Source organism: Microbulbifer pacificus (genome assembly GCF_033723955.1).
In the GTDB taxonomy this organism is placed as follows: Bacteria; Pseudomonadota; Gammaproteobacteria; order Pseudomonadales; family Cellvibrionaceae; genus Microbulbifer; species Microbulbifer pacificus.
Genome location: NZ_CP137555.1, coordinates 2,310,579 through 2,328,422, shown reverse-complemented (window position 1 = coordinate 2,328,422; position 17,844 = coordinate 2,310,579). Strand labels below are relative to the sequence as shown.

General features: G+C 61.2%; 17 protein-coding genes. 9 read left to right on the top strand and 8 right to left on the bottom strand.

Annotated features, from left to right (window positions below; translation table 11 throughout):
* The first annotated feature begins 28 nt into the window (after positions 1-28).
* Both coaD and ggt read left to right on the top strand, forming a co-directional pair.
* Positions 29-517 (top strand): pantetheine-phosphate adenylyltransferase, encoded by a 489-nt coding sequence (coaD, locus tag R5R33_RS10040; RefSeq protein WP_318952563.1) that lies wholly within the window; start codon positions 29-31, stop codon positions 515-517.
* Between the two features lie 88 nt (positions 518-605).
* Positions 606-2,354 (top strand): gamma-glutamyltransferase, encoded by a 1,749-nt coding sequence (gene ggt, locus R5R33_RS10035; RefSeq protein ID WP_318952562.1) that lies wholly within the window; start codon positions 606-608, stop codon positions 2,352-2,354.
* Here ggt and mutM read toward each other — a convergent pair whose 3' ends face one another.
* The 4 genes from mutM to radC form a co-directional block, all read right to left on the bottom strand.
* Entirely contained in the window at positions 2,355-3,170 is an 816-nt protein-coding gene (gene mutM, locus R5R33_RS10030) for a bifunctional DNA-formamidopyrimidine glycosylase/DNA-(apurinic or apyrimidinic site) lyase (RefSeq protein WP_318952561.1), read from the bottom strand.
* A gap of 266 nt (positions 3,171-3,436) precedes the next feature.
* Entirely contained in the window at positions 3,437-3,592 is a 156-nt protein-coding gene (rpmG, locus tag R5R33_RS10025; RefSeq protein WP_066960071.1) for a 50S ribosomal protein L33, read from the bottom strand.
* 33 nt (positions 3,593-3,625) lie between these two features.
* Entirely contained in the window at positions 3,626-3,862 is a 237-nt protein-coding gene (rpmB, locus tag R5R33_RS10020) for a 50S ribosomal protein L28 (RefSeq protein ID WP_318952560.1), read from the bottom strand.
* 397 nt (positions 3,863-4,259) lie between these two features.
* Entirely contained in the window at positions 4,260-4,934 is a 675-nt protein-coding gene (gene radC / locus R5R33_RS10015) for a RadC family protein (protein ID WP_318952559.1), read from the bottom strand.
* A 130-nt stretch (positions 4,935-5,064) separates the two neighbouring features.
* Here radC and coaBC point away from each other — a divergent pair, with 130 nt between their 5' ends.
* The 4 genes from coaBC (at position 5,065) to slmA (ending at position 10,549) form a co-directional block, all read left to right on the top strand.
* Positions 5,065-6,276 carry a bifunctional phosphopantothenoylcysteine decarboxylase/phosphopantothenate--cysteine ligase CoaBC gene (gene coaBC, locus R5R33_RS10010; protein WP_318952558.1) on the top strand — a complete coding sequence of 404 codons (1,212 nt, stop codon included), beginning with the start codon at positions 5,065-5,067 and terminating at the stop codon, positions 6,274-6,276.
* 97 nt (positions 6,277-6,373) lie between these two features.
* Positions 6,374-8,728 (top strand): phosphomannomutase/phosphoglucomutase, encoded by a 2,355-nt coding sequence (locus R5R33_RS10005; protein WP_318952557.1) that lies wholly within the window; start codon positions 6,374-6,376, stop codon positions 8,726-8,728.
* A gap of 67 nt (positions 8,729-8,795) precedes the next feature.
* Entirely contained in the window at positions 8,796-9,704 is a 909-nt protein-coding gene (argB, locus tag R5R33_RS10000; RefSeq protein ID WP_318952556.1) for an acetylglutamate kinase, read from the top strand.
* A gap of 233 nt (positions 9,705-9,937) precedes the next feature.
* A complete protein-coding gene (slmA, locus tag R5R33_RS09995) occupies positions 9,938-10,549 on the top strand; it encodes a nucleoid occlusion factor SlmA (RefSeq protein WP_318952555.1) in 612 nt (203 codons plus the stop codon).
* A 17-nt stretch (positions 10,550-10,566) separates the two neighbouring features.
* Here the strand turns inward: slmA and R5R33_RS09990 are convergent, their stop codons facing one another.
* Both R5R33_RS09990 and pyrE read right to left on the bottom strand, forming a co-directional pair.
* The gene (locus R5R33_RS09990) at positions 10,567-11,163 is read right to left on the bottom strand and encodes a hypothetical protein (protein WP_318952554.1); all 597 of its coding nucleotides are present in this window, start codon (positions 11,161-11,163) and stop codon (positions 10,567-10,569) included.
* A gap of 112 nt (positions 11,164-11,275) precedes the next feature.
* Positions 11,276-11,932 carry an orotate phosphoribosyltransferase gene (gene pyrE / locus R5R33_RS09985; protein WP_318952553.1) on the bottom strand — a complete coding sequence of 219 codons (657 nt, stop codon included), beginning with the start codon at positions 11,930-11,932 and terminating at the stop codon, positions 11,276-11,278.
* 122 nt (positions 11,933-12,054) lie between these two features.
* Between pyrE and R5R33_RS09980 the strand changes: the two genes are divergently transcribed.
* Positions 12,055-12,822 (top strand): exodeoxyribonuclease III, encoded by a 768-nt coding sequence (locus R5R33_RS09980; protein ID WP_318952552.1) that lies wholly within the window; start codon positions 12,055-12,057, stop codon positions 12,820-12,822.
* Between the two features lie 79 nt (positions 12,823-12,901).
* On the opposite strand, the gene R5R33_RS09975 is transcribed toward R5R33_RS09980, so the two are convergent.
* The gene (locus R5R33_RS09975; protein WP_318952551.1) at positions 12,902-14,626 is read right to left on the bottom strand and encodes a hypothetical protein; all 1,725 of its coding nucleotides are present in this window, start codon (positions 14,624-14,626) and stop codon (positions 12,902-12,904) included.
* Positions 14,627-14,817: 191 nt separating this feature from the next.
* A complete protein-coding gene (gene rph, locus R5R33_RS09970) occupies positions 14,818-15,537 on the bottom strand; it encodes a ribonuclease PH (RefSeq protein WP_318952550.1) in 720 nt (239 codons plus the stop codon).
* Between the two features lie 137 nt (positions 15,538-15,674).
* Between rph and R5R33_RS09965 the strand changes: the two genes are divergently transcribed.
* Together R5R33_RS09965 and R5R33_RS09960 are read left to right on the top strand one after the other, a co-directional pair.
* Positions 15,675-16,544, top strand: coding sequence for a YicC/YloC family endoribonuclease (locus R5R33_RS09965; RefSeq protein ID WP_318952549.1), 870 nt, complete (start codon positions 15,675-15,677; stop codon positions 16,542-16,544).
* A gap of 22 nt (positions 16,545-16,566) precedes the next feature.
* Positions 16,567-17,802 (top strand): glycosyltransferase, encoded by a 1,236-nt coding sequence (locus R5R33_RS09960; protein ID WP_318952548.1) that lies wholly within the window; start codon positions 16,567-16,569, stop codon positions 17,800-17,802.
* Positions 17,803-17,844: the final 42 nt, after the last annotated feature.

The following is a 17,844-nucleotide window of genomic DNA, read 5'->3' as shown; positions in this document are numbered from 1 at the left end:
CCCTCTGGCCGGCAAGGCGATTTGGCATATGAAAAAAGTGGTTTACCCGGGTACTTTCGATCCCATTACCAATGGTCATATGGATCTGGTGGAACGGGCTGCGCGTCTGTTCGATCACGTGGTGGTCGCCGTTGCCGCGAGCACTCGCAAGAATCCGCTGTTCACCCTCGAAGAGCGGGTGGAACTGGCACAGCAGGAGCTGTCGCATCTCAACAATATCGAGGTGATCGGTTTTGACATCCTGCTCGCGGACCTGGTGCGCCAGCTGGATGCCAACGGGGTGGTGCGCGGCCTGCGCGCGGTGTCCGACTTTGAATACGAGTTCCAGCTTGCCAACATGAACCGCCAGCTGGCACCGCAAATGGAAAGCCTGTTCCTGACTCCGGCAGAACACCTCTCCTATATCTCCTCCTCCCTGGTCCGTGAAATTGCCTCCCTCGGCGGCGATGTCACCAAGTTCGTGCCGCCGTCCGTGCAAAAGGCGCTGCAGGAAAAATTCAACCGCCAAGCCCCCTGAATACCCTCTTGAGTTTCGGACCTGAACCCCGTTTGATTCAGGTCTGATACACTCGGGCGATCCCGCGCAGGCAACATCGGATCGCCCAGTGAACAGATTTCAGCTTTTCCCTCTCTCCTCTTTCCTTTTTTCCGCCGCGGCGCTCGCATCGCTGCCGCCCGCCACGCCGCAGGAAGTACAGCCGGAAATCGCCACCGGGCGCAGCGAGATCAAGTCTGCCGTCGCCAGCAAATATATGGCGGTCACTGCCAACCCCCACGCCTCCGCCGCCGCGGAACAGATGCTGGCCAAGGGCGGCAGCGCGGTGGACGCGGCGATTGCCGCACAGCTGGTGCTCGGGCTGGTTGAGCCGCAGTCCTCCGGCATCGGTGGCGGTGCCTTTATGCTGAGCTACCGCGCGGACCAGAAAAAACTCTACTCCTACGACGGCCGTGAAACCGCGCCGATGGCGGTGGACGAAAACTATTTCATTCGCGACGGCCAGCCGCGGGGTTTTCTCGACGCGGTGATCGGCGGTTTCTCCGTGGGCGTTCCCGGCGCGATGCGTATGCTCGCGCTCGCCCACCAGCGCGACGGCAAACTGCCGTGGAAAGACCTGTTCCAACCCGCCATCGAACTCGCGCAACAGGGCTTTGAGGTTTCCCCACGCCTGCACGAGTTACTGGAACAGATGCCGCGGGTGGCGGTGCGCCCGGCAATCAGTAATTACTTTTTCGGCAAAGACGGTGCACCACTGCCAGTCGGCTACCTGCTGAAGAACCCGGAATACGCCGCGACCCTGCGGCAACTGGCGAAAGAAGGCGTGCGGCCTTTTTATGAAGGGGAAATCGCCGAGGCCATCGTTGACGCGGTGCAGAACGATCCGGAAAACCCCGGCAAGATGACCCGCAAGGATATGGCGAGCTACCGCGCCAAGATGCGCGAACCGGTGTGCAGCGGCTTCCTCACCTATGAAGTCTGCGGGGCGGCGGCGCCGTCTTCCGGCGGCACCACGGTGGGCGCGCTGCTCGGCATGCTGCAGCATTTCCCACTGGACAAATCCGCTGTGGGCAGCGCAGAGCTCACCCACCTGTTTGTGGAAGCTTCGGAACTCGCCTTCGCCGATCGCAATACCTACTCCGCCGATCCCGATTTTGTGGAGGTGCCGACGCAAGCCATGGTGGCTGCGGACTATCTCGCCGCACGCGCAAAACTGATCAACCCGGCCAAAGCCCAACCGGCCAGTGCCGGCGACCCGGCGGGATTTGCCGACAAGCGCCAGGTTGCGCAGTCCCCGGAATTGCCGAACACCAGCCACCTGTCGATCATCGACCAGTACGGCAACGGTGTGAGCATGACTACCAGTATCGAGACCGGCTTCGGCTCGCGCCTGATGGTGAAGGGCTTCGTGCTCAACAACCAGCTGACGGACTTCTCCTTCGTGCCCACAAATGCGGACAAGCAGAAGGTGGCGAATCGCATCGAACCCGGCAAGCGCCCGCGCTCCTCCATGTCACCCACGGTAGTCTTCAATAAAGATGGCAGCCTGCGACTGCTGGTGGGTTCCCCCGGCGGTTCGCGCATCATCGACTACACCGCGCGCACGATCCTTTATCACCTGGCCAAGGGCATGCCCATCGCCGAGGCCATCCACGCGGGCAATATCACCGCGATTGGTTATCAGGTGGAGGTGGAGCCGGAAGCGCTTGCCGATACTGAATTGAAAAGGCTGGAGGACATGGGCCACACCGTGGTGCAGAAGGAACTCAACAGCGGCATTCACGCGATCGCGCTGATGGACGGCAAACTCTATGGCGGCGCCGATACCCGCCGCGAGGGCAGCGCGGTCGGACTTTGATCAGCGCTGGCAGCGAGGGCAGAAGAAGGTGTTGCGCTGGCCGATGATCTGTTCGCGGATGGTGCCGGGACAGCGCGGGCAGGGCAGACCGGCGCGACCGTAGGCATTCAGCTGCTGGGCAAAGTAGCCGGGCTTGCCGTCGCCACCGACAAAATCCTTGAGGGTAGTGCCGCCCTGTTCGATGGCGGCGGCGAGGACGGTTTTGATCGCCTCGACCAGACGCTCGTAGCGGGCGCGGGTGATTTTGCCGGCGGGGGTCTGCGGGCGAATGCCGGCCATGAACAGAGCTTCACTAGCGTAGATGTTGCCTACACCGACGACGATGCGGCCATCCATGATGAAGCTTTTTACCGGAGCTTTACGACTGCGGGACGCGTTGAACAGGTAGTCGCCGTGGAAGTCGTCACTGAGCGGCTCGGGGCCGAGATGGGCGATAAGGTCGTGGCCGGCGATATCTTCGGTGGTCCACAGCAGGGCGCCGAAGCGGCGCGGGTCGTGGAAGCGCAAACGCTTACCGCTGTCGAGCAACCAGTCGATGTGGTCGTGTTTTTGCGGCGGCAGGTTGCCGTCGACCATGCGCAGGCTGCCGGACATACCCAGGTGCCAGATGGCCATACCCTTGTCGGTCTGCACCAGCAGGTATTTGGCACGGCGATCGAGGTGCTGGATACGTGCACCCTGGATCTTCTCGGCAAAATCCGCATCCACCGGCCAGCGCAGGCTGTGTTGGCGGATTTCACACTGCTTCACCCTCCGGCCTTCCAGATGGGGGGCCAGACCGCGCTTGGTGGTTTCTACTTCTGGTAACTCGGGCATTGTCTGGGTTCCGGGTAGCCACTTATAGGGTTACGTGGCAGCTCCGCTACCGATGACCTTTTGCCAGACACGCCGTGCACCCAGTCCGGCCGCTCCATGCATTCACGGCGCCTTCGGCCCATGGGGGCTCTGCAAAAACATCCATGTTTTTGAAGGTCTGGCAAAAGGTCATCGGTATCGAAGCCTTCGCATCAGAGCTCTCAGTTTTTATCAGGCACAAAAAAGCCCGGAAAACCGGGCTTTTTCGCGAACAGTCAGGCAATCAATTACTTGATTTTGCCTTCCTTGTACATAACGTGCTTGCGAACAACGGGATCGTATTTTTTGATCTCCATTTTCTCAGGCATGTTGCGCTTGTTCTTGTCAGTGGTGTAGAAGTGGCCGGTACCGGCGCTGGAATTCAGACGAATCTTGTCACGCATTGTTCTATCTCCAATCTGCTGCTACAGCAGCAATTAAACTTTTTCGCCGCGCGCGCGCAGCTCAGCCAGTACGCTATCGATACCTTTCTTATCGATAATGCGCATGCCTTTAGTGGATATACGCAGTTTAACGAAGCGCTTCTCTGCTTCCACCCAGAAACGGTGGGACTGCAGGTTCGGCACGAAGCGACGCTTGGTGCGGTTTTTGGCGTGAGAAACGTTGTTTCCGGTTACCGGGCGCTTGCCGGTTACCTGACATACCTTGGACATCTGATTGGCCTCTTTAAAACTCTCGTGCCCTCAGCGCTGAGGCGGGGCAGGGACTAAATTCGTTATCCAGCGGACCGCGGGATCTGTATAGAATCTGGCCCGGCCGCAAAGAGCGGCGTTTTATACCAGAACACCCTAGGGGGGGCAAGTTTTGATCAATCTTTTTACTGTCTGCCCAGACACTTTGAGTCGAAGATAGAAATCTGACTCACTCCGTGGCTACGGAGTCAATAACGCGATGCGAAGGCGGGGTGCCGGGTGCGGCTTTTCGGGATCGTCGCAAACAGGATGTTTGCGCCGAAGCGCCCAGGGATGGGTTGAAGGGGGGCGCCTAGCCCGGTCCCGAAAAGCCGCACCCGGTGCCCTGCCGCCGCCGGACTAGCTAATAAACCCCCACCTATAAAAGTCCCCTCTCGGCAAAAGAGCACCCTTCCCCCTCGCCGACAATCAAGTGATCCAGCACCCGGATATCCACCAGCGCCAGCGCCTCCTTCAGCCGTTGGGTGATATGAATGTCAGCGTGGCTCGGTTCACTCACCCCCGACGGATGGTTATGGGCAAGAATAACCGCCGCGGCCCCCTTGGCCAGCGCCGCCTGCACCACCTCGCGAGGATACACACTTGCCGCGTTCAGCGTGCCCTCAAACAGTTCCTCATAGGCAATCACCCGGTGCTGGCTGTCCAGAAACAGGCAGCAGAACACCTCGCGGGTGCGGTGGCGAAGCTGGGCGGCCAGATAGTCACGCACCGCCTGGGGACTGGTCAGCGCATCCGAGCGCTTCAAGCTCTCCGCCAGATGGCGGCGCCCCATCTCCAGCACCGCCTGCAACTGCACAAACTTGGCGTCACCAAGCCCCTTGCCGGTACAGAACGCCTTGCGATCCGCCTCCAGCAATGGCCGGAGCCCGCCGAAATCAGCCAGCAACTGCCGCGCTAGATCCACAGCCGACACCCCCGGTAACCCGGTGCGCAGGAAAATCGCCAGCAGCTCCGCATCCGACAGCGCCTGCGCGCCCCTCGCCAGCAGTTTTTCCCGCGGGCGCTCCTCCGCCGGCCAATCCGTAATCGCCATGATTTCCCCTCCCTGGATACAGTAAACGCTCACTTCCATTGCGAGCCAGACTGCGCCGCCAACGGGCCATATGGCCTGGCGCGCTAAGATGGTAATCTTACGTGTTCTCAGAGTTCCGGAACCACCGAATATGCCCTCTCTGGCCGATAAACGGATACTGCTTGGCGTTACCGGCGGCATCGCCGCCTACAAAAGCGCCGACCTGGTACGCAGGCTCCAGGATCGCGGCGCCACCGTGCGCGTGGTCATGACCGCTGGCGCCCAGGAGTTCGTGCGTCCGCTCACCTTTCAGGCGCTCTCCGGCAACCCGGTGCACACCGACCTGTTGGACCCCGCCGCCGAGGCCGCCATGGGGCATATCGAGCTGGCCAAATGGGCGGATGTAATCCTTGTCGCCCCCGCCAGCGCCAGCGTGATGGCAAAGCTCGCCGCCGGCATGGCCGACGACCTGCTCACCACCCTGTGCCTGGCCACCGAAGCGCCGGTGGTGCTCGCCCCGGCCATGAACCAGGCCATGTGGCGCCACCCGGCCACCCAGGCCAACGTGCAGACCCTGCAGAGCCGTGGCGTCGCCCTGCTCGGGCCCGATGCCGGCAGCCAGGCCTGCGGCGATGTGGGACCCGGACGTATGCTGGAGCCACTGGCGATCGTCGATGGGCTGGTGGACGTCCTCGCTCCACAACAGCTACTCGCCGGTAAAAAGGTCACCATTACCGCCGGCCCCACCCGCGAGGCTCTGGACCCGGTGCGCTATCTCAGCAACCACAGCTCGGGCAAGATGGGCTTCGCCATCGCCGCCGCGGCCGCCCGCGCGGGCGCCGAGGTCACTTTGATTGCAGGCCCTGTGCGCTTAGCCACTCCGGCCGGGGTAAAACGCGTGGATGTCGTCAGCACCGATGACATGCTCGCCGCTGCCGAACAGGCCGCCGACGACTGCGACCTGTTTATCGCCGCGGCCGCGGTAGTGGATTTCCGCCCCGCCGTGGTGGCCGCGCAAAAGATAAAGAAGGAAGATGGCAACGACAGCGATGTGCTGCAGCTGGTGAAGAACCCGGACATCGTCGCCACCATCGCCGCCCGCAGCGACAAGCGCCCGTTTGTGGTGGGCTTTGCCGCGGAGACTGAAAAAGTCACCGAGCACGCAGAGAGCAAGCTCACGCGCAAGAATCTCGACATGATTGTGGCCAACGATGTGAGCGACCCGGAAGGGGGCTTCAACAGCGACCGCAATGCCGTGATAGTGATCGACCGCAGCGGCCAGCATCCGCTGCCGGCGGCGCTGAAAACCGAACTTGCCGCCGAGCTGATTGCGCTGATCGCGGCCAGGGCGTTTGCGAAGTAATAAATACAAGCTGTAAAAACAACAACACACAAGATTCAGAAATTACTGAACCGGTCAGGGTGCTGGTCTGGGAAGACTGGGGAGACGTAAAACCGTCGTGGCTTCAATTATTCAATCTGCAAAAAAACCGCTGTGGCACAGCGGCCTGACACTACCCGCGCTGCTCGTAGCGGCGGTGTGGTTGGGCGGCAGCCACTTGCTGATGACCAAAGTGGTCGAAGGACACAACGCCGACAGCGTGTACCGTGCCGCACAGCAGGTGGCCGACGGCCATGCGCTGCAGCTGCAGCAGTTTTTTGCCCAGCGCCAGCAGCAATTGCGCGGGCTGGAGCTGCAGCGAAAATCCAGTATCAGCACCGGTGCCGCCGAACTCAGCCAGGCATCGCTGCAGTTTTTCACCCCGGACCAACTGCAGGTGGGCGCGGGCCAACCGCCGCTCAATTTCGCCCTGGTTGACCTGTTGAAGCGCAGCCGCGACGAGGGCGAGCAGAAACCTGAGTTCCTGCGCGACAGCCAGAACCGCTGGCAGCTCTACAGTGCCCGTGCGGAGGCAGACGGCGCACTGCTGGTGAGCCAGCCGTTCGGCGTATTTGAACGCGCCCTCAGCCAACTGGACCAGAGTGCCGGCGGCATCCAGATCAACCAGCAGTTTCCCGATGGCCCGGCGCGGCCGCTGTGGAACTCTCCCCGCCAGGCCAGTGACACTCAGGCCGGCGGCACCCGCGCTGCCAGCGCCGCCGTGCCCGGCACCTATTTGCAGGTGGCTTTTAGCCCTTCGCCGGCTTTTGCCGCCGACCACAGTATTTCCGCTGCGTTGATTTACGCGCTGGCATTGCTGGGCCTGCTGGGTAGCCTGTTCGGATTGTGGAAACTGATGCCCGCCGAAGGCAGTGCGGCGCCGTGGGAGAAATCCGCGCGCGGCAATCGCGCATCGGCCCGGAAAGGCCTGCGCAAGGAAGACCTGCAGCAAGCGCCGGTTTCCAGGGAAAATATCAGCACCGCGGTGGCCGCAGCCCCAGCACCGGCACCGGCTGCACCGAAGAAGCCGGATCACGGCGAGCTGATGCGCACCCCGAGCACAGAGATCCCCGCCCACGTATTCCGCGCCTACGATATCCGCGGTATCGCCGGTGACGAGATCAACGAACCCTTCGCCTACCAACTGGGGAGGGCGCTGGGCAGCATTGCGCTGCAATCCGGTGAAAGCGTGCTGTTGGTGGCCCGCGACGGGCGTAACAGCAGTGAACTGCTGCGCGATTGCCTGATCGAGGGAATTCTGGAAAGCGGCTGCGACACTGTGGATCTCGGCCTGGTGCCGTCACCGCTGCTCTACTTTGCCTGCGCCCGCAGCAAGAACGCCAGCAGCGGCGTGATGGTGACCGCAAGCCACAACCCGGCGGAGTACAACGGCTTCAAGATCGTGATGAACGGCCGCCCGCTGGCGGAGGAAAAACTGCAGGCACTGCGCCAGCTGATGCTTTCCGGTCAGTTTGCCGGTGGTCAGGGCAGCCACAACTTCCAGGACGTAAACGGCCTGTACATCGATGAGATCTTCAACGACGTGGCGCTTGCCGGCCAACCCCATATCGTTATCGACGCCGGCAACGGCGCCACCTCGGAGCTGGCGCCGGAACTGTTCGAACAGCTGGGTTGCCTGGTGGAAACCCTCTACTGCGAAGTGGATGGCGACTTCCCCAACCACCCACCGGACCCTTCCCGCCCGGAAAACCTGCGGGATCTGATCCAGGTGGTGAAAGGCGAGGGTGCCGACCTCGGCATCGCCCTCGATGGAGACGGCGACCGGGTTACCCTGGTCACCGGCAGCGGCCGCATCGTGTGGGCAGACCAGCTGGTGATGCTGCTGGCACGGGACATTCTCGCACGCAATCCTGGCTCGGATATCGTGTTCGACGTGAAGAGCTCCCGCGCCCTCGCCAACCTCGTGTCCCAGTACGGCGGCCGCCCGGTAATGTGGAAAACCGGCCACGCGCCGATGAAGACCAAGATACTGGAAACCGGTGCGCTGCTCGGCGGCGAGCTCTCCGGGCACATCTTCATCAAGGACCGCTGGTACGGGTTTGATGACGGTATCTACGCCGCCGCGCGTATCCTCGAGATCATGGCGCTGCGCGAGCAGAGCCTGGACGAGCTGCTCGATTCCCTGCCGCAGATGGTCAACACGCCGGAAATCCTGCTGCCGGTCGCGGAAAGTGCTAAATTTGCGCTCATTGACCGCCTGCGCAAAGAAGCCAGATTCGACAACGCGGACCTCAACACCATCGACGGTCTGCGCATAGAATTCGCCGACGGCTGGGGCCTGGTGCGCGCCTCCAACACCACCGCCGCGCTGACCCTGCGCTTTGAGGCCGACGACGAGGCCGCGCTCGCGCGTATCCGCGCACTGGTCGCCGAACAACTCCACAAACTCGATCCCGCCCTGGTGCTGCCCTAGGTACCTTCAAAGGTGCCTAGGGCAGCACCAGGGCTGAACCTCCCGCTCATGCAGTAAGGAAAACGCTATGTCACTGGATCAGAAATCCGCCCTGCGCGTCGCACAGGTACTCAATGAAGCGCTGCCCTATATCCAGCGCTTTATCGGCAAGACCGTGGTGGTCAAGTTCGGCGGCAACGCCATGGTGGACGAGGAGCTGCAGAACAGCTTCGCCCGCGATGTGATCCTGATGAAACTGGTGGGCATGAATCCGGTGGTGGTGCACGGCGGCGGCCCGCAGATCGGCGACCTGCTGAACAAACTCAGTATCGAATCCCGCTTCGTGGATGGCATGCGCGTTACCGACAGCCAGACCATGGATGTGGTGGAAATGGTGCTGGGCGGCACCGTGAACAAGCAGATCGTCAACCTGATCAACAAAAACGGCGGCCGCGCCGTGGGCGTAACCGGCAAGGACGGGCTGCTGATCCGCGCCAAAAAACTGCGCCGCCAGGAAGAGAGCGCCGGCCTGCACGCCTCCGAAATCATCGACATCGGCCACGTGGGCGAAGTGGAGAGCGTGAACACTGACGTGATCGAGATGCTGATCAACAGCGATTTCATCCCGGTGATTGCCCCCATCGGTGTGGGTAGAGAGGGCGAGTCCTACAACATCAACGCCGACCTGGTGGCGGGTAAGATCGCCGAGTACCTGAAGGCGGAAAAACTGATGCTGCTCACCAACGTGGCAGGCCTGCAGAACAAGGAAGGCAAGGTGCTCACCGGACTCTCCACCCTGGAAGTGGACGGCCTGATTGCCGACGGCACCATCTACGGTGGCATGCTGCCGAAGATCGCCTGTGCGCTCGACGCGGTGAAAGGCGGCGTGACCTCCGCGCACATCATCGACGGCCGCGTTCCCCACGCAGTGCTGCTGGAGATCTTCACCGACAGCGGCGTCGGCACCCTGATCACCAACACCAAGCGGGCCTCGTAAATACCCGTGTTACACGTGACTTTTGTCACATTCCCGTTGTTAACGGTCACTAACAATTGATGCCGTGGCGCCGAATCGTTACGATTCTGGCGCCGGTTAACAGGCTTTCAGCAAATTCCAGCGGGCTTCTGACACTCCCCATCCGAGAATCGCTGCCGAGCCAACCAACGAGAACAAAACCGGCACAACAACAAAATCAGTTCCCGGCTGAATATCCCGGGTAAAGGCAGTAAATGAGCAGCGAAAAAATCAATCGGCGCCAGCAGATACTGCAGGCGTTGGCCCATATGCTTGAAGCCAGCCCCGGCGCCCGTATCACCACCGCGGCACTCGCCAAGGAAGTGGGTTTCTCCGAAGCGGCGCTCTACCGTCACTTCCCCAGCAAATCCAAGATGTTTGAAGGGCTGATCGAATTTATCGAAGAGACCATCTTCAGCCGCATCAAGATCATCCTGCAGGACGAGCCCACCGCGCTGGTCCGCTGCCAGAAGATCCTGCACCTGGTGCTGGCCTTCTGCGAACGCAACCCCGGTATCACCCGCCTGCTCACCGGCGACGCTCTTACCGGCGAAACCGAGCGCCTGCACAGCCGCATCCTGCAACTGTTCGATCGCCTGGAAACCCAGCTCAAGCAGATCCTGCGCGAAGCGGAGCTGCGCGAACAACTGCGCCCTGCCATCCCGCTCACGGCCGCTGCCAACCTGCTGCTGGCCAGCGCCGAAGGCCGCATCGTCCAGTACGTGCGCAGCGGCTTCAAGCGCCGCCCCACCGAATTCTGGGCAGAACAGTGGCCGGTACTGGTTGCCGGTTTCTTCAGGGAGAGTGCGCTGGCCGCGCAGAACTGAGCGATAAAAAAGCCGGCTTATTTGCCGGCTATTTCCTGATAGCGGCTTGCCGCTTCGTCATACTCGCTGTTGATTGTCAGCGCCTCTTTTTCGCGCAGCGACAACCGCTCGCTGACCACCGCAACTTCCTTGCGCAGATTCTCAATGCGCTCCAGCAGTTCCGGGGACACAGCGCCGCCGTTGCGCTGGGTGCGCGCGGCCACGGATTCTTCACTCTCGATCTGGCGGCTGAGGGAGGAAATATTGGATCGCAGGATCGCCATATCCTGCTGCACGATGGCGAGTTTGCGCTTGCGCGCAGATTCGATGTCGGCAACGCTGTTGTAGCGTTTGAGCAATTGCAGGTCCGCCTCCTCGCGGGCCTCGCGGCGCTCCTTTTCCGCCAGCTGCTTGCCCGAGAGCTCAGGTTCCACCACTTCCAGTACCCGGCCGGAAGGGGTCATCACCTCATAGCCTCCGGCCACGTAGCGGGGAGGCACCATATCATCCAGCACCTGTACGCCGTGTTCGTTGGTATAGCGGTACAGCTTCTTGCCGTCCCACCCCTGATCTGCAGCTCCGACATCCAGTGTCAGAAGGGCGCCGGTCAGTGCCAGCGCTAGTGCGATTTTCACGCCTGCCTCTTTATTGTTTATGCGCCTGTACCTTGCGCAAAATTCAGCCAATGGCGACCATCCCTTGCGCCCGATAAACATATGACGGGCCGCGAGCCTTATTCCTCAGAATCTAGCCCTTCGAACCCACGCCATAGCGCTGGCGGTAGTCGATGATCCGCTGCAGCAGCTCCTCGCTTGCAGCCTGATCCTTAAGATAGGAAATAATATCGTCAAGTTCCACAATGCCGATCACAGGAATACTGTATTCCTTCTCTACCTGCTGGATCGCGGAGAGCTCGGATTCATCGCCGGCCTTTTCCTGGCGGTTCAGGCCGATCACCACACCGGCGGGCTCGGCACCCTGGGCGTTGATGATCTGCATCACCTCGCGCACCGCGGTGCCGGCGGTAATCACATCATCAATGATCAAAACCTTGCCTTTAAGCGGCGCACCCACTAAGGTTCCGCCCTCGCCGTGGTCCTTGGCCTCTTTCCGGTTGTAACAGAAGGGTTTATCTACGCCTTTCTGCGCCAGTGCCACCGCGGTCACCGCACCCAGCGGGATGCCCTTGTAGGCCGGCCCGAAAATGACATCAAACTCCACTCCAGAGGCAATGATCGCCTCCGCGTAGGCATTGCCCAGAGCGGCGAGTGCTGCACCGCTGTGGAAACGGCCGGCATTGAAGAAGTAAGGGCTCTGGCGCCCGGATTTCAACGTAAAATCCCCGAAACAGAGCACATCGTGCTCCAGGGCCAGTTCAATAAAGTCGCGCTGGTACTGCTGCATGGCAATTTGATAACTATTGGCTAAGGTGAAGGATAACCCCCTAGGATTGGGGGCGGCGATCATAGAATGTTCAGACGAATAAAGACTGCAATTTTACACAGTCCGCTGGTAAGGGGCTAATAATGCGAATAGTGAGTTTGTCCGTGGACGGAGTGCACCAGGCTGCACAACGCGGGCTATACGACTGGCTGGCAGATCAGGACGCGGACATCATCTGTCTGCAGGATCTACGCTCACTGGAACCGGAACTGGATCATCCCATCTTTCATCCGGACGGTTACTACAGCTACTTCTTCGATTCCGGAACCCCCCACGAAAACGGCGTCGCCATCTATACCCGCGCGCAACCCAAGGCACTGATCTACGGTATGGGCTTTGCCAATGGCGTCGATATGTACGGTCGCTACCTGCAGGCCGACTTTGAGCGCCTGAGTGTCGGCTCGCTGCTGGCACCGGTGGCTACAGATGAAGCTTCACTGGAAGTGAAAGTGCAGTTTTTCGACGACATGCAGGCGCACCTGGCCAAGATCAGTCGCAAGCGCCGCGACTTCATCTTCTGCGGTAACTGGGGCATGGCACACCGCCGCGCCGACGTGGAGAACTGGCAGGACCACCAGGACACCCCCGGTTTCATGCGCCACGAACAGCGCTGGCTCGACCAGCTGTTCAATGAGATTGGCTACGTCGACGCGTTCCGCAGGATCGTGAAAGACGCCGACGAATTCAGCTGGTGGCCGAGCGGCAAGGTGGGCGAGGGCGACGGCTGGCGCACCGATATGCAGATCGTCTCCCAGACCTTGAAAAACAAGATCGAATATGGCGCCATCAACAAGAACGTCGAGTTTTCCAGCCACCTGCCGGTGATCATGGATTACGATCTGGAGGTCTGACCGCCTTCATCGCCATCGAAAAAGGCGCACCGGTAAATCACCGCTGCGCCTTTTTTTGTGGTTGCGGATTACCGAATCGCTAGTGAATTCGGGAGTCCCTAAGCTTCACATCCGCATCCCGCCAGGCGCGCTTGAAGCGCGCATCGATCAGGTCCGCCTCGTCGCTTTTGTGCTGCGCTCGTAACGCCTTGGCGAGGCCGAACAGCGCCCAGCCATTGTCCGGACGCCGCTCCAGGTCTTGCCAGTACACCGTCTCCGCCTCCCGCGGCTGTCCTGCCTCCAGCAAAACCGCACCCAGCGCCAGACGCGGCGGGTAGTGCCATTCCGCGGGTTCGGTATACACCAGGCTGTCTTCCAGCAGCACCGCCCGGCTCAGGTGATTGACCGCAGAATCGTAGTCTTTGCGCGCCGCCGCCAGCTCACCAGCGAGCACTTCCGGCGCAATGGAAAGAATCTGTTTGGCGCTGTTGGGCGAGAACATCGAATAGTCGAGCGCGGGGCTGGCGGCAATTTTCTGGACCTGTTCCAGCTCCGCCTGCGCCTTGTCGAGTTGTCCCTTGCCGATAAAAGCCAGGCCGCGGACATAGTGCCAGGCGCCGTTAAGGAATTGATCCTGCGGCGGCTGGGGCAGGGCCAAGACCTGATCCCATTTGCCAAACCGCGCCAGCGACCAGTAGGGAATCACGCGGAAACCGGCGAGCATCGGCATCGCCGCCAGGCTCTCATCGCTGATCTGCTCCGCCGCCTTGTTGGCCGCGTCGATGGCCGCGGCACTGCGCCCGCTCGCGGTATTCGCAAACCACAGGAAATGGATGTTGTGCGGGTAGTAAGCCATGGGGTAGATGCCCTGGGCGCGGCACTGGGCGATGTAGTCTTCATCCGCGGCAATGGCCCGCTCATTGGTTGCCACCGAGTCCGCATAGCGCCCCACACGCTGATAGATATGCGCGGGCATATGCACGATATGCCCGGCGCCAGGCATCAGGTTTTTGAGAGTATCCGCCGCCTTTTCCGCCCGCTCCGGCGTATCGGTCGGTTCGATCAGGTGAATGTAGAGATGCAGCGCCCCCGGATGCTCCGGGTTTTTCGCCATGACCTTTTCCAGCAGCGCAACGATCTGCTCGGTACCCTCGTAGGGAGTGCCATCGCGCATCCAGTAGTTCCAGGGGCGCAGGTCCATGATGGACTCGGCATACAGGGTCGCAATATCCAGGTCTTCCGGATACTGCTCCGCCACCTTGCCCATGGCCGCCGCGTACGCGGCATCGGCCTTGCCGCGGTCGCTGGGATCACCGGTATAGCGTTTTGTCAGTGCATCGATCAGTGCGCGCTCGCGCGCGTTTACGCTTTTTTCCAGGGATTTCGCCTTAAGCACCAGTTCCCGCGCCTTCGGCTCCGCCTCCTGATCCATGGGCACGTTGATGTTGGGACCCAGCACCAGCGCCTGGCCCCAGTACGCCATGGCGCAGTCCGGGTCCAGGCGCGCGGCCTCACGGAACGAACGCCCGGCTTCCGCGTGGTTGAAGCCGTAGGCGAGATTGACCCCCTGATTGATGTACTGCTGCCCCTTTTCCGATGCGCAACTCACCGGAAAGGTATGTTTACCGAGGTTCTGCAGGCGGGGCGCGAGACTGCCGCTGGGCGAGGGTTTATCACCGCCCGCAGGCTCTTGATAGTGTTTGTGGTGGGTACTGGACTCCTGACTGGAATCCGGACGGGCTTCCTGGGTGGCTTCCTGGGCAAATGTGTGCGCACTACTCATCAGCAGCAAGGCAAAGGCGGAAGCCTGGCAAAGTTTATCCATCGGCTCTCTCACTATCCCTGTTATCGATTCTGGAATCATCTTCCGGGACGCAATCCACCCCGGGGGTATGTGAGAGAAGCCTATGACAAAACAGGCGGGACTCGACCACCCCGTGGTGGCAAGGCCTGCCTGATTTCCGATGTTGGCGCCCGCGCGCCCGATTAATTTAGCCGTGGCTGGCGATCCCTGAATTACTCCGCCAGCGCCTGTTTCTGCAGCGCGATCAACTCGTTGATGCCCGCCTTGCCCAGCGCCAGCATTTCCGCAAACTGCTGCTCGGTAAATGGCGCACCTTCCGCGGTACCCTGCACCTCGATCATGCCGCCATCTTCCGCCATCACCAGGTTCATGTCGGTGTCGGCGTTGCTGTCTTCCGGGTAATCCAGGTCCAGTACCGGCACCCCGTTGTAAATGCCGACGGAAATCGCCGCCACCATGTTTTTCAGCGGATCGGTATCGATCATTTTCTCCCGCTGCATGTAGCGCAGCGCATCCACCAGCGCCACGCAGGCACCGGTGATGGACGCGGTGCGGGTGCCGCCATCCGCCTGGATCACATCGCAGTCGATGGTGATCTGGTGCTCGCCCAGCAGCTTCAGGTCCACCGCCGCGCGCAGGGAGCGACCGATAAGACGCTGTATCTCCACCGTGCGCCCGCCCTGTTTGCCGCGCGCCGCCTCACGGCCCATGCGGGAACCGGTGGAGCGGGGCAGCATGCCGTATTCCGCGGTAATCCAGCCGCTACCCTTGCCGCGCAGGAAACGCGGAATGTCCGCCTCAACCGACGCATTGCAGAGCACCTTGGTATCGCCGAATTCCACCAGTACAGAACCCTCCGCATGGCGGGTGTAATGGCGGGTAATGCGCACATCGCGCAGTTGCTCTGGTTTGCGGCCGCTCGGTCGCTGCATATAACACCTCATGTTTTCTGGAATGGGATAACGGAATCCTTCACGGCCGGCCATTATAGCCAGCAAAACCGGCAATCACCCTGTGCTATGCTTTGCCGCTCTTTTTCTACCACCCAGCATTTCTGGAGCACGGCAGTATGGCTAACAACAAAGTGCGCAGTATGACCGCCTTCGGGCGCGCGGAAGTCAATTACTCCACCGGCACCGCGGTGTGGGAGATGCGCTCGGTCAACCATCGCTACCTTGAGCCGCACTTCCGCCTGCCGGAAGCGGCCCGCGCACTGGAGCCCAAGCTGCGCGAACTGCTGCGCAACACCCTGAACCGCGGCAAGGTGGAGATGAGCCTCAACCTCAAGGCCAACAGCGGTGAAGTGGCCGGTCTGCAGATCAATCAGGCGCTGGTGGACGAGCTGGTCAAGGCCGCCAAGCAGGTGGCACCGGAGAGCCAGCCGCTGAACCCGCTGGAAGTGCTGAAGTGGCCGGGGGTGATTGCCGAACCGGAAACCAATGCGGACGAACAGGCCAGCGCTATCCTCGAAGGCTTCCGGCAGGCGCTGGCCCAGGTGGTGGAAAACCGCGAGCGCGAGGGCGCGGAACTCGCCGGCTTTATCGAAGCGCGTATCAAAGGCATCAGCGAACAGGTCACCACGGTGCGCGCACTGCTGCCGCAGATACTGCAAAACCAGCGGGAAAAACTGAAAAGCCGTTTGCAGGAACTGCTGGAAGAAATCGACAAGGACCGTATCGAGCAGGAAATTGCGCTGCTGGCACAGAAGGCCGATGTCGATGAGGAACTCGACCGCCTGGATGCCCACATCACCGAAACCCGCCGCGTGCTGAAAAACGGAGGTCCCATCGGCCGCCGCCTGGATTTCCTGATGCAGGAATTCAACCGCGAGGCGAATACCCTGTCGTCAAAAGCGGTGGTGACCGATACCACCCAGGCGGCGGTGGAGTTGAAGGTGCTGATTGAACAGATGCGCGAGCAGGTGCAGAACATCGAGTAACGGACACAAGGACCGCGACCAGATGTACCGCGACGCGCCCACCAAACGAACCTTGCTACTGGCCAAGCACTGGCCCGAGCCCGCTTCCACCGCCGCCGGTCGCCGCACGCTGGATATTCTCGAGCTGCTCGCCGAGGCGGGCTACGAAATAGAGATCGCGAGCCCGGCGCAGCCCACACCCTTTCAGGCCAAAACCGGTTACGGCGAGCACCAGATCGAGGTCAACGACAGTGGCTTCGATGACTGGGTGCGCGCGCTGAATCCAATGTTGGTGATCTACGACCGCTTCATGATGGAGGAGCAGTTTGGCTGGCGGATGCGCGAGCAGTGCCCGCACGCGGTTACAGTACTCGACACCAGCGATTTCCACAGCCTGCGCGAGGCGCGCCATGAAGCACTCAAACACGGCCAGCCGCTAAACCTGTTTCACCCCATCGCCGAGCGCGAGATCGCCGCCATGGCGCGCTGCGATCTCACGCTGATGATCTCGCGGGTCGAGGTGGAACTGCTGAAACAGCACTTCTGCCTGCCCGACTGGCTACTGCACTACCTGCCGTTTCTGGTGAAGCAACTGCCAGATTTGAAAACTCTGCCGGGCTTCGATGAACGCCAACACCTGGCGATGATCGGCGGCTTCAAGCACGCGCCGAATCGCGATGCCACCATCTGGTTTGCCGAGCAGGTCTGGCCGCAGCTGCACCGGCTGCTGCCCGGTGTCGAGTGCCATGTGTACGGCGCCTACTCGGATCACGCGATGCATCGACTCAGCGACCCGGCGACGGGCTTTCGGGTACACGGGCGCACCGACGATGCGCTCGCCACCCTTGCGCGCTACCGACTGAACCTGGCACCGCTGCGTTTCGGTGCCGGGCAAAAGGGCAAGATTCTCGATGGCTGGCTCAGCGGCACACCGACGGTCACTACCCCCATTGGCGCCGAATCCATGGCCCCTGCGGATGCCTGGGGTTATGTACTGAGCGACAACCCCGATCAGTTTGCCGCAACCACGGCGCAGCTATATCAAAACCAAACCGCTTGGCTCGGCGCGCGCGATGCCGGGCAACAGGCGCTGGCATCTGAATTTTTTTACGAGCACCATGCCGCTGCGTTTATCGCGCGCCTCGAGAGCATCGCGGAAAATCTGCAAGAACATCGCAACCGTAATATCTGGGGGCGCATTTTGCGGCGCACCGAACATCGCGCCGAGGAATTTATGAGCCGCTGGATCGAGGCCAAAAACAAGTTGGCGGACATGTAGAGCATGTTTTTATGTTGCCCACCTGCGACCCAAGGCTGATCT

What these genes read in the sequence shown, in the direction of transcription:
- slmA (WP_318952555.1), top strand. Translation starts at nt 9,938, where the DNA reads ATGAGCAGCGAAAAAATCAATCGGCGCCAGCAGATACTGCAGGCGTTG.
- pyrE (WP_318952553.1), bottom strand. Translation starts at nt 11,932, where the DNA reads ATGCAGCAGTACCAGCGCGACTTTATTGAACTGGCCCTGGAGCACGAT.
- coaD (WP_318952563.1), top strand. Translation starts at nt 29, where the DNA reads ATGAAAAAAGTGGTTTACCCGGGTACTTTCGATCCCATTACCAATGGT.
- rpmB (WP_318952560.1), bottom strand. Translation starts at nt 3,862, where the DNA reads ATGTCCAAGGTATGTCAGGTAACCGGCAAGCGCCCGGTAACCGGAAAC.
- R5R33_RS09960 (WP_318952548.1), top strand. Translation starts at nt 16,567, where the DNA reads ATGTACCGCGACGCGCCCACCAAACGAACCTTGCTACTGGCCAAGCAC.
- R5R33_RS09980 (WP_318952552.1), top strand. Translation starts at nt 12,055, where the DNA reads ATGCGAATAGTGAGTTTGTCCGTGGACGGAGTGCACCAGGCTGCACAA.
- mutM (WP_318952561.1), bottom strand. Translation starts at nt 3,170, where the DNA reads ATGCCCGAGTTACCAGAAGTAGAAACCACCAAGCGCGGTCTGGCCCCC.
- R5R33_RS09965 (WP_318952549.1), top strand. Translation starts at nt 15,675, where the DNA reads ATGGCTAACAACAAAGTGCGCAGTATGACCGCCTTCGGGCGCGCGGAA.
- radC (WP_318952559.1), bottom strand. Translation starts at nt 4,934, where the DNA reads ATGGCGATTACGGATTGGCCGGCGGAGGAGCGCCCGCGGGAAAAACTG.
- coaBC (WP_318952558.1), top strand. Translation starts at nt 5,065, where the DNA reads ATGCCCTCTCTGGCCGATAAACGGATACTGCTTGGCGTTACCGGCGGC.
- rpmG (WP_066960071.1), bottom strand. Translation starts at nt 3,592, where the DNA reads ATGCGTGACAAGATTCGTCTGAATTCCAGCGCCGGTACCGGCCACTTC.
- rph (WP_318952550.1), bottom strand. Translation starts at nt 15,537, where the DNA reads ATGCAGCGACCGAGCGGCCGCAAACCAGAGCAACTGCGCGATGTGCGC.
- argB (WP_318952556.1), top strand. Translation starts at nt 8,796, where the DNA reads ATGTCACTGGATCAGAAATCCGCCCTGCGCGTCGCACAGGTACTCAAT.
- R5R33_RS09975 (WP_318952551.1), bottom strand. Translation starts at nt 14,626, where the DNA reads ATGGATAAACTTTGCCAGGCTTCCGCCTTTGCCTTGCTGCTGATGAGT.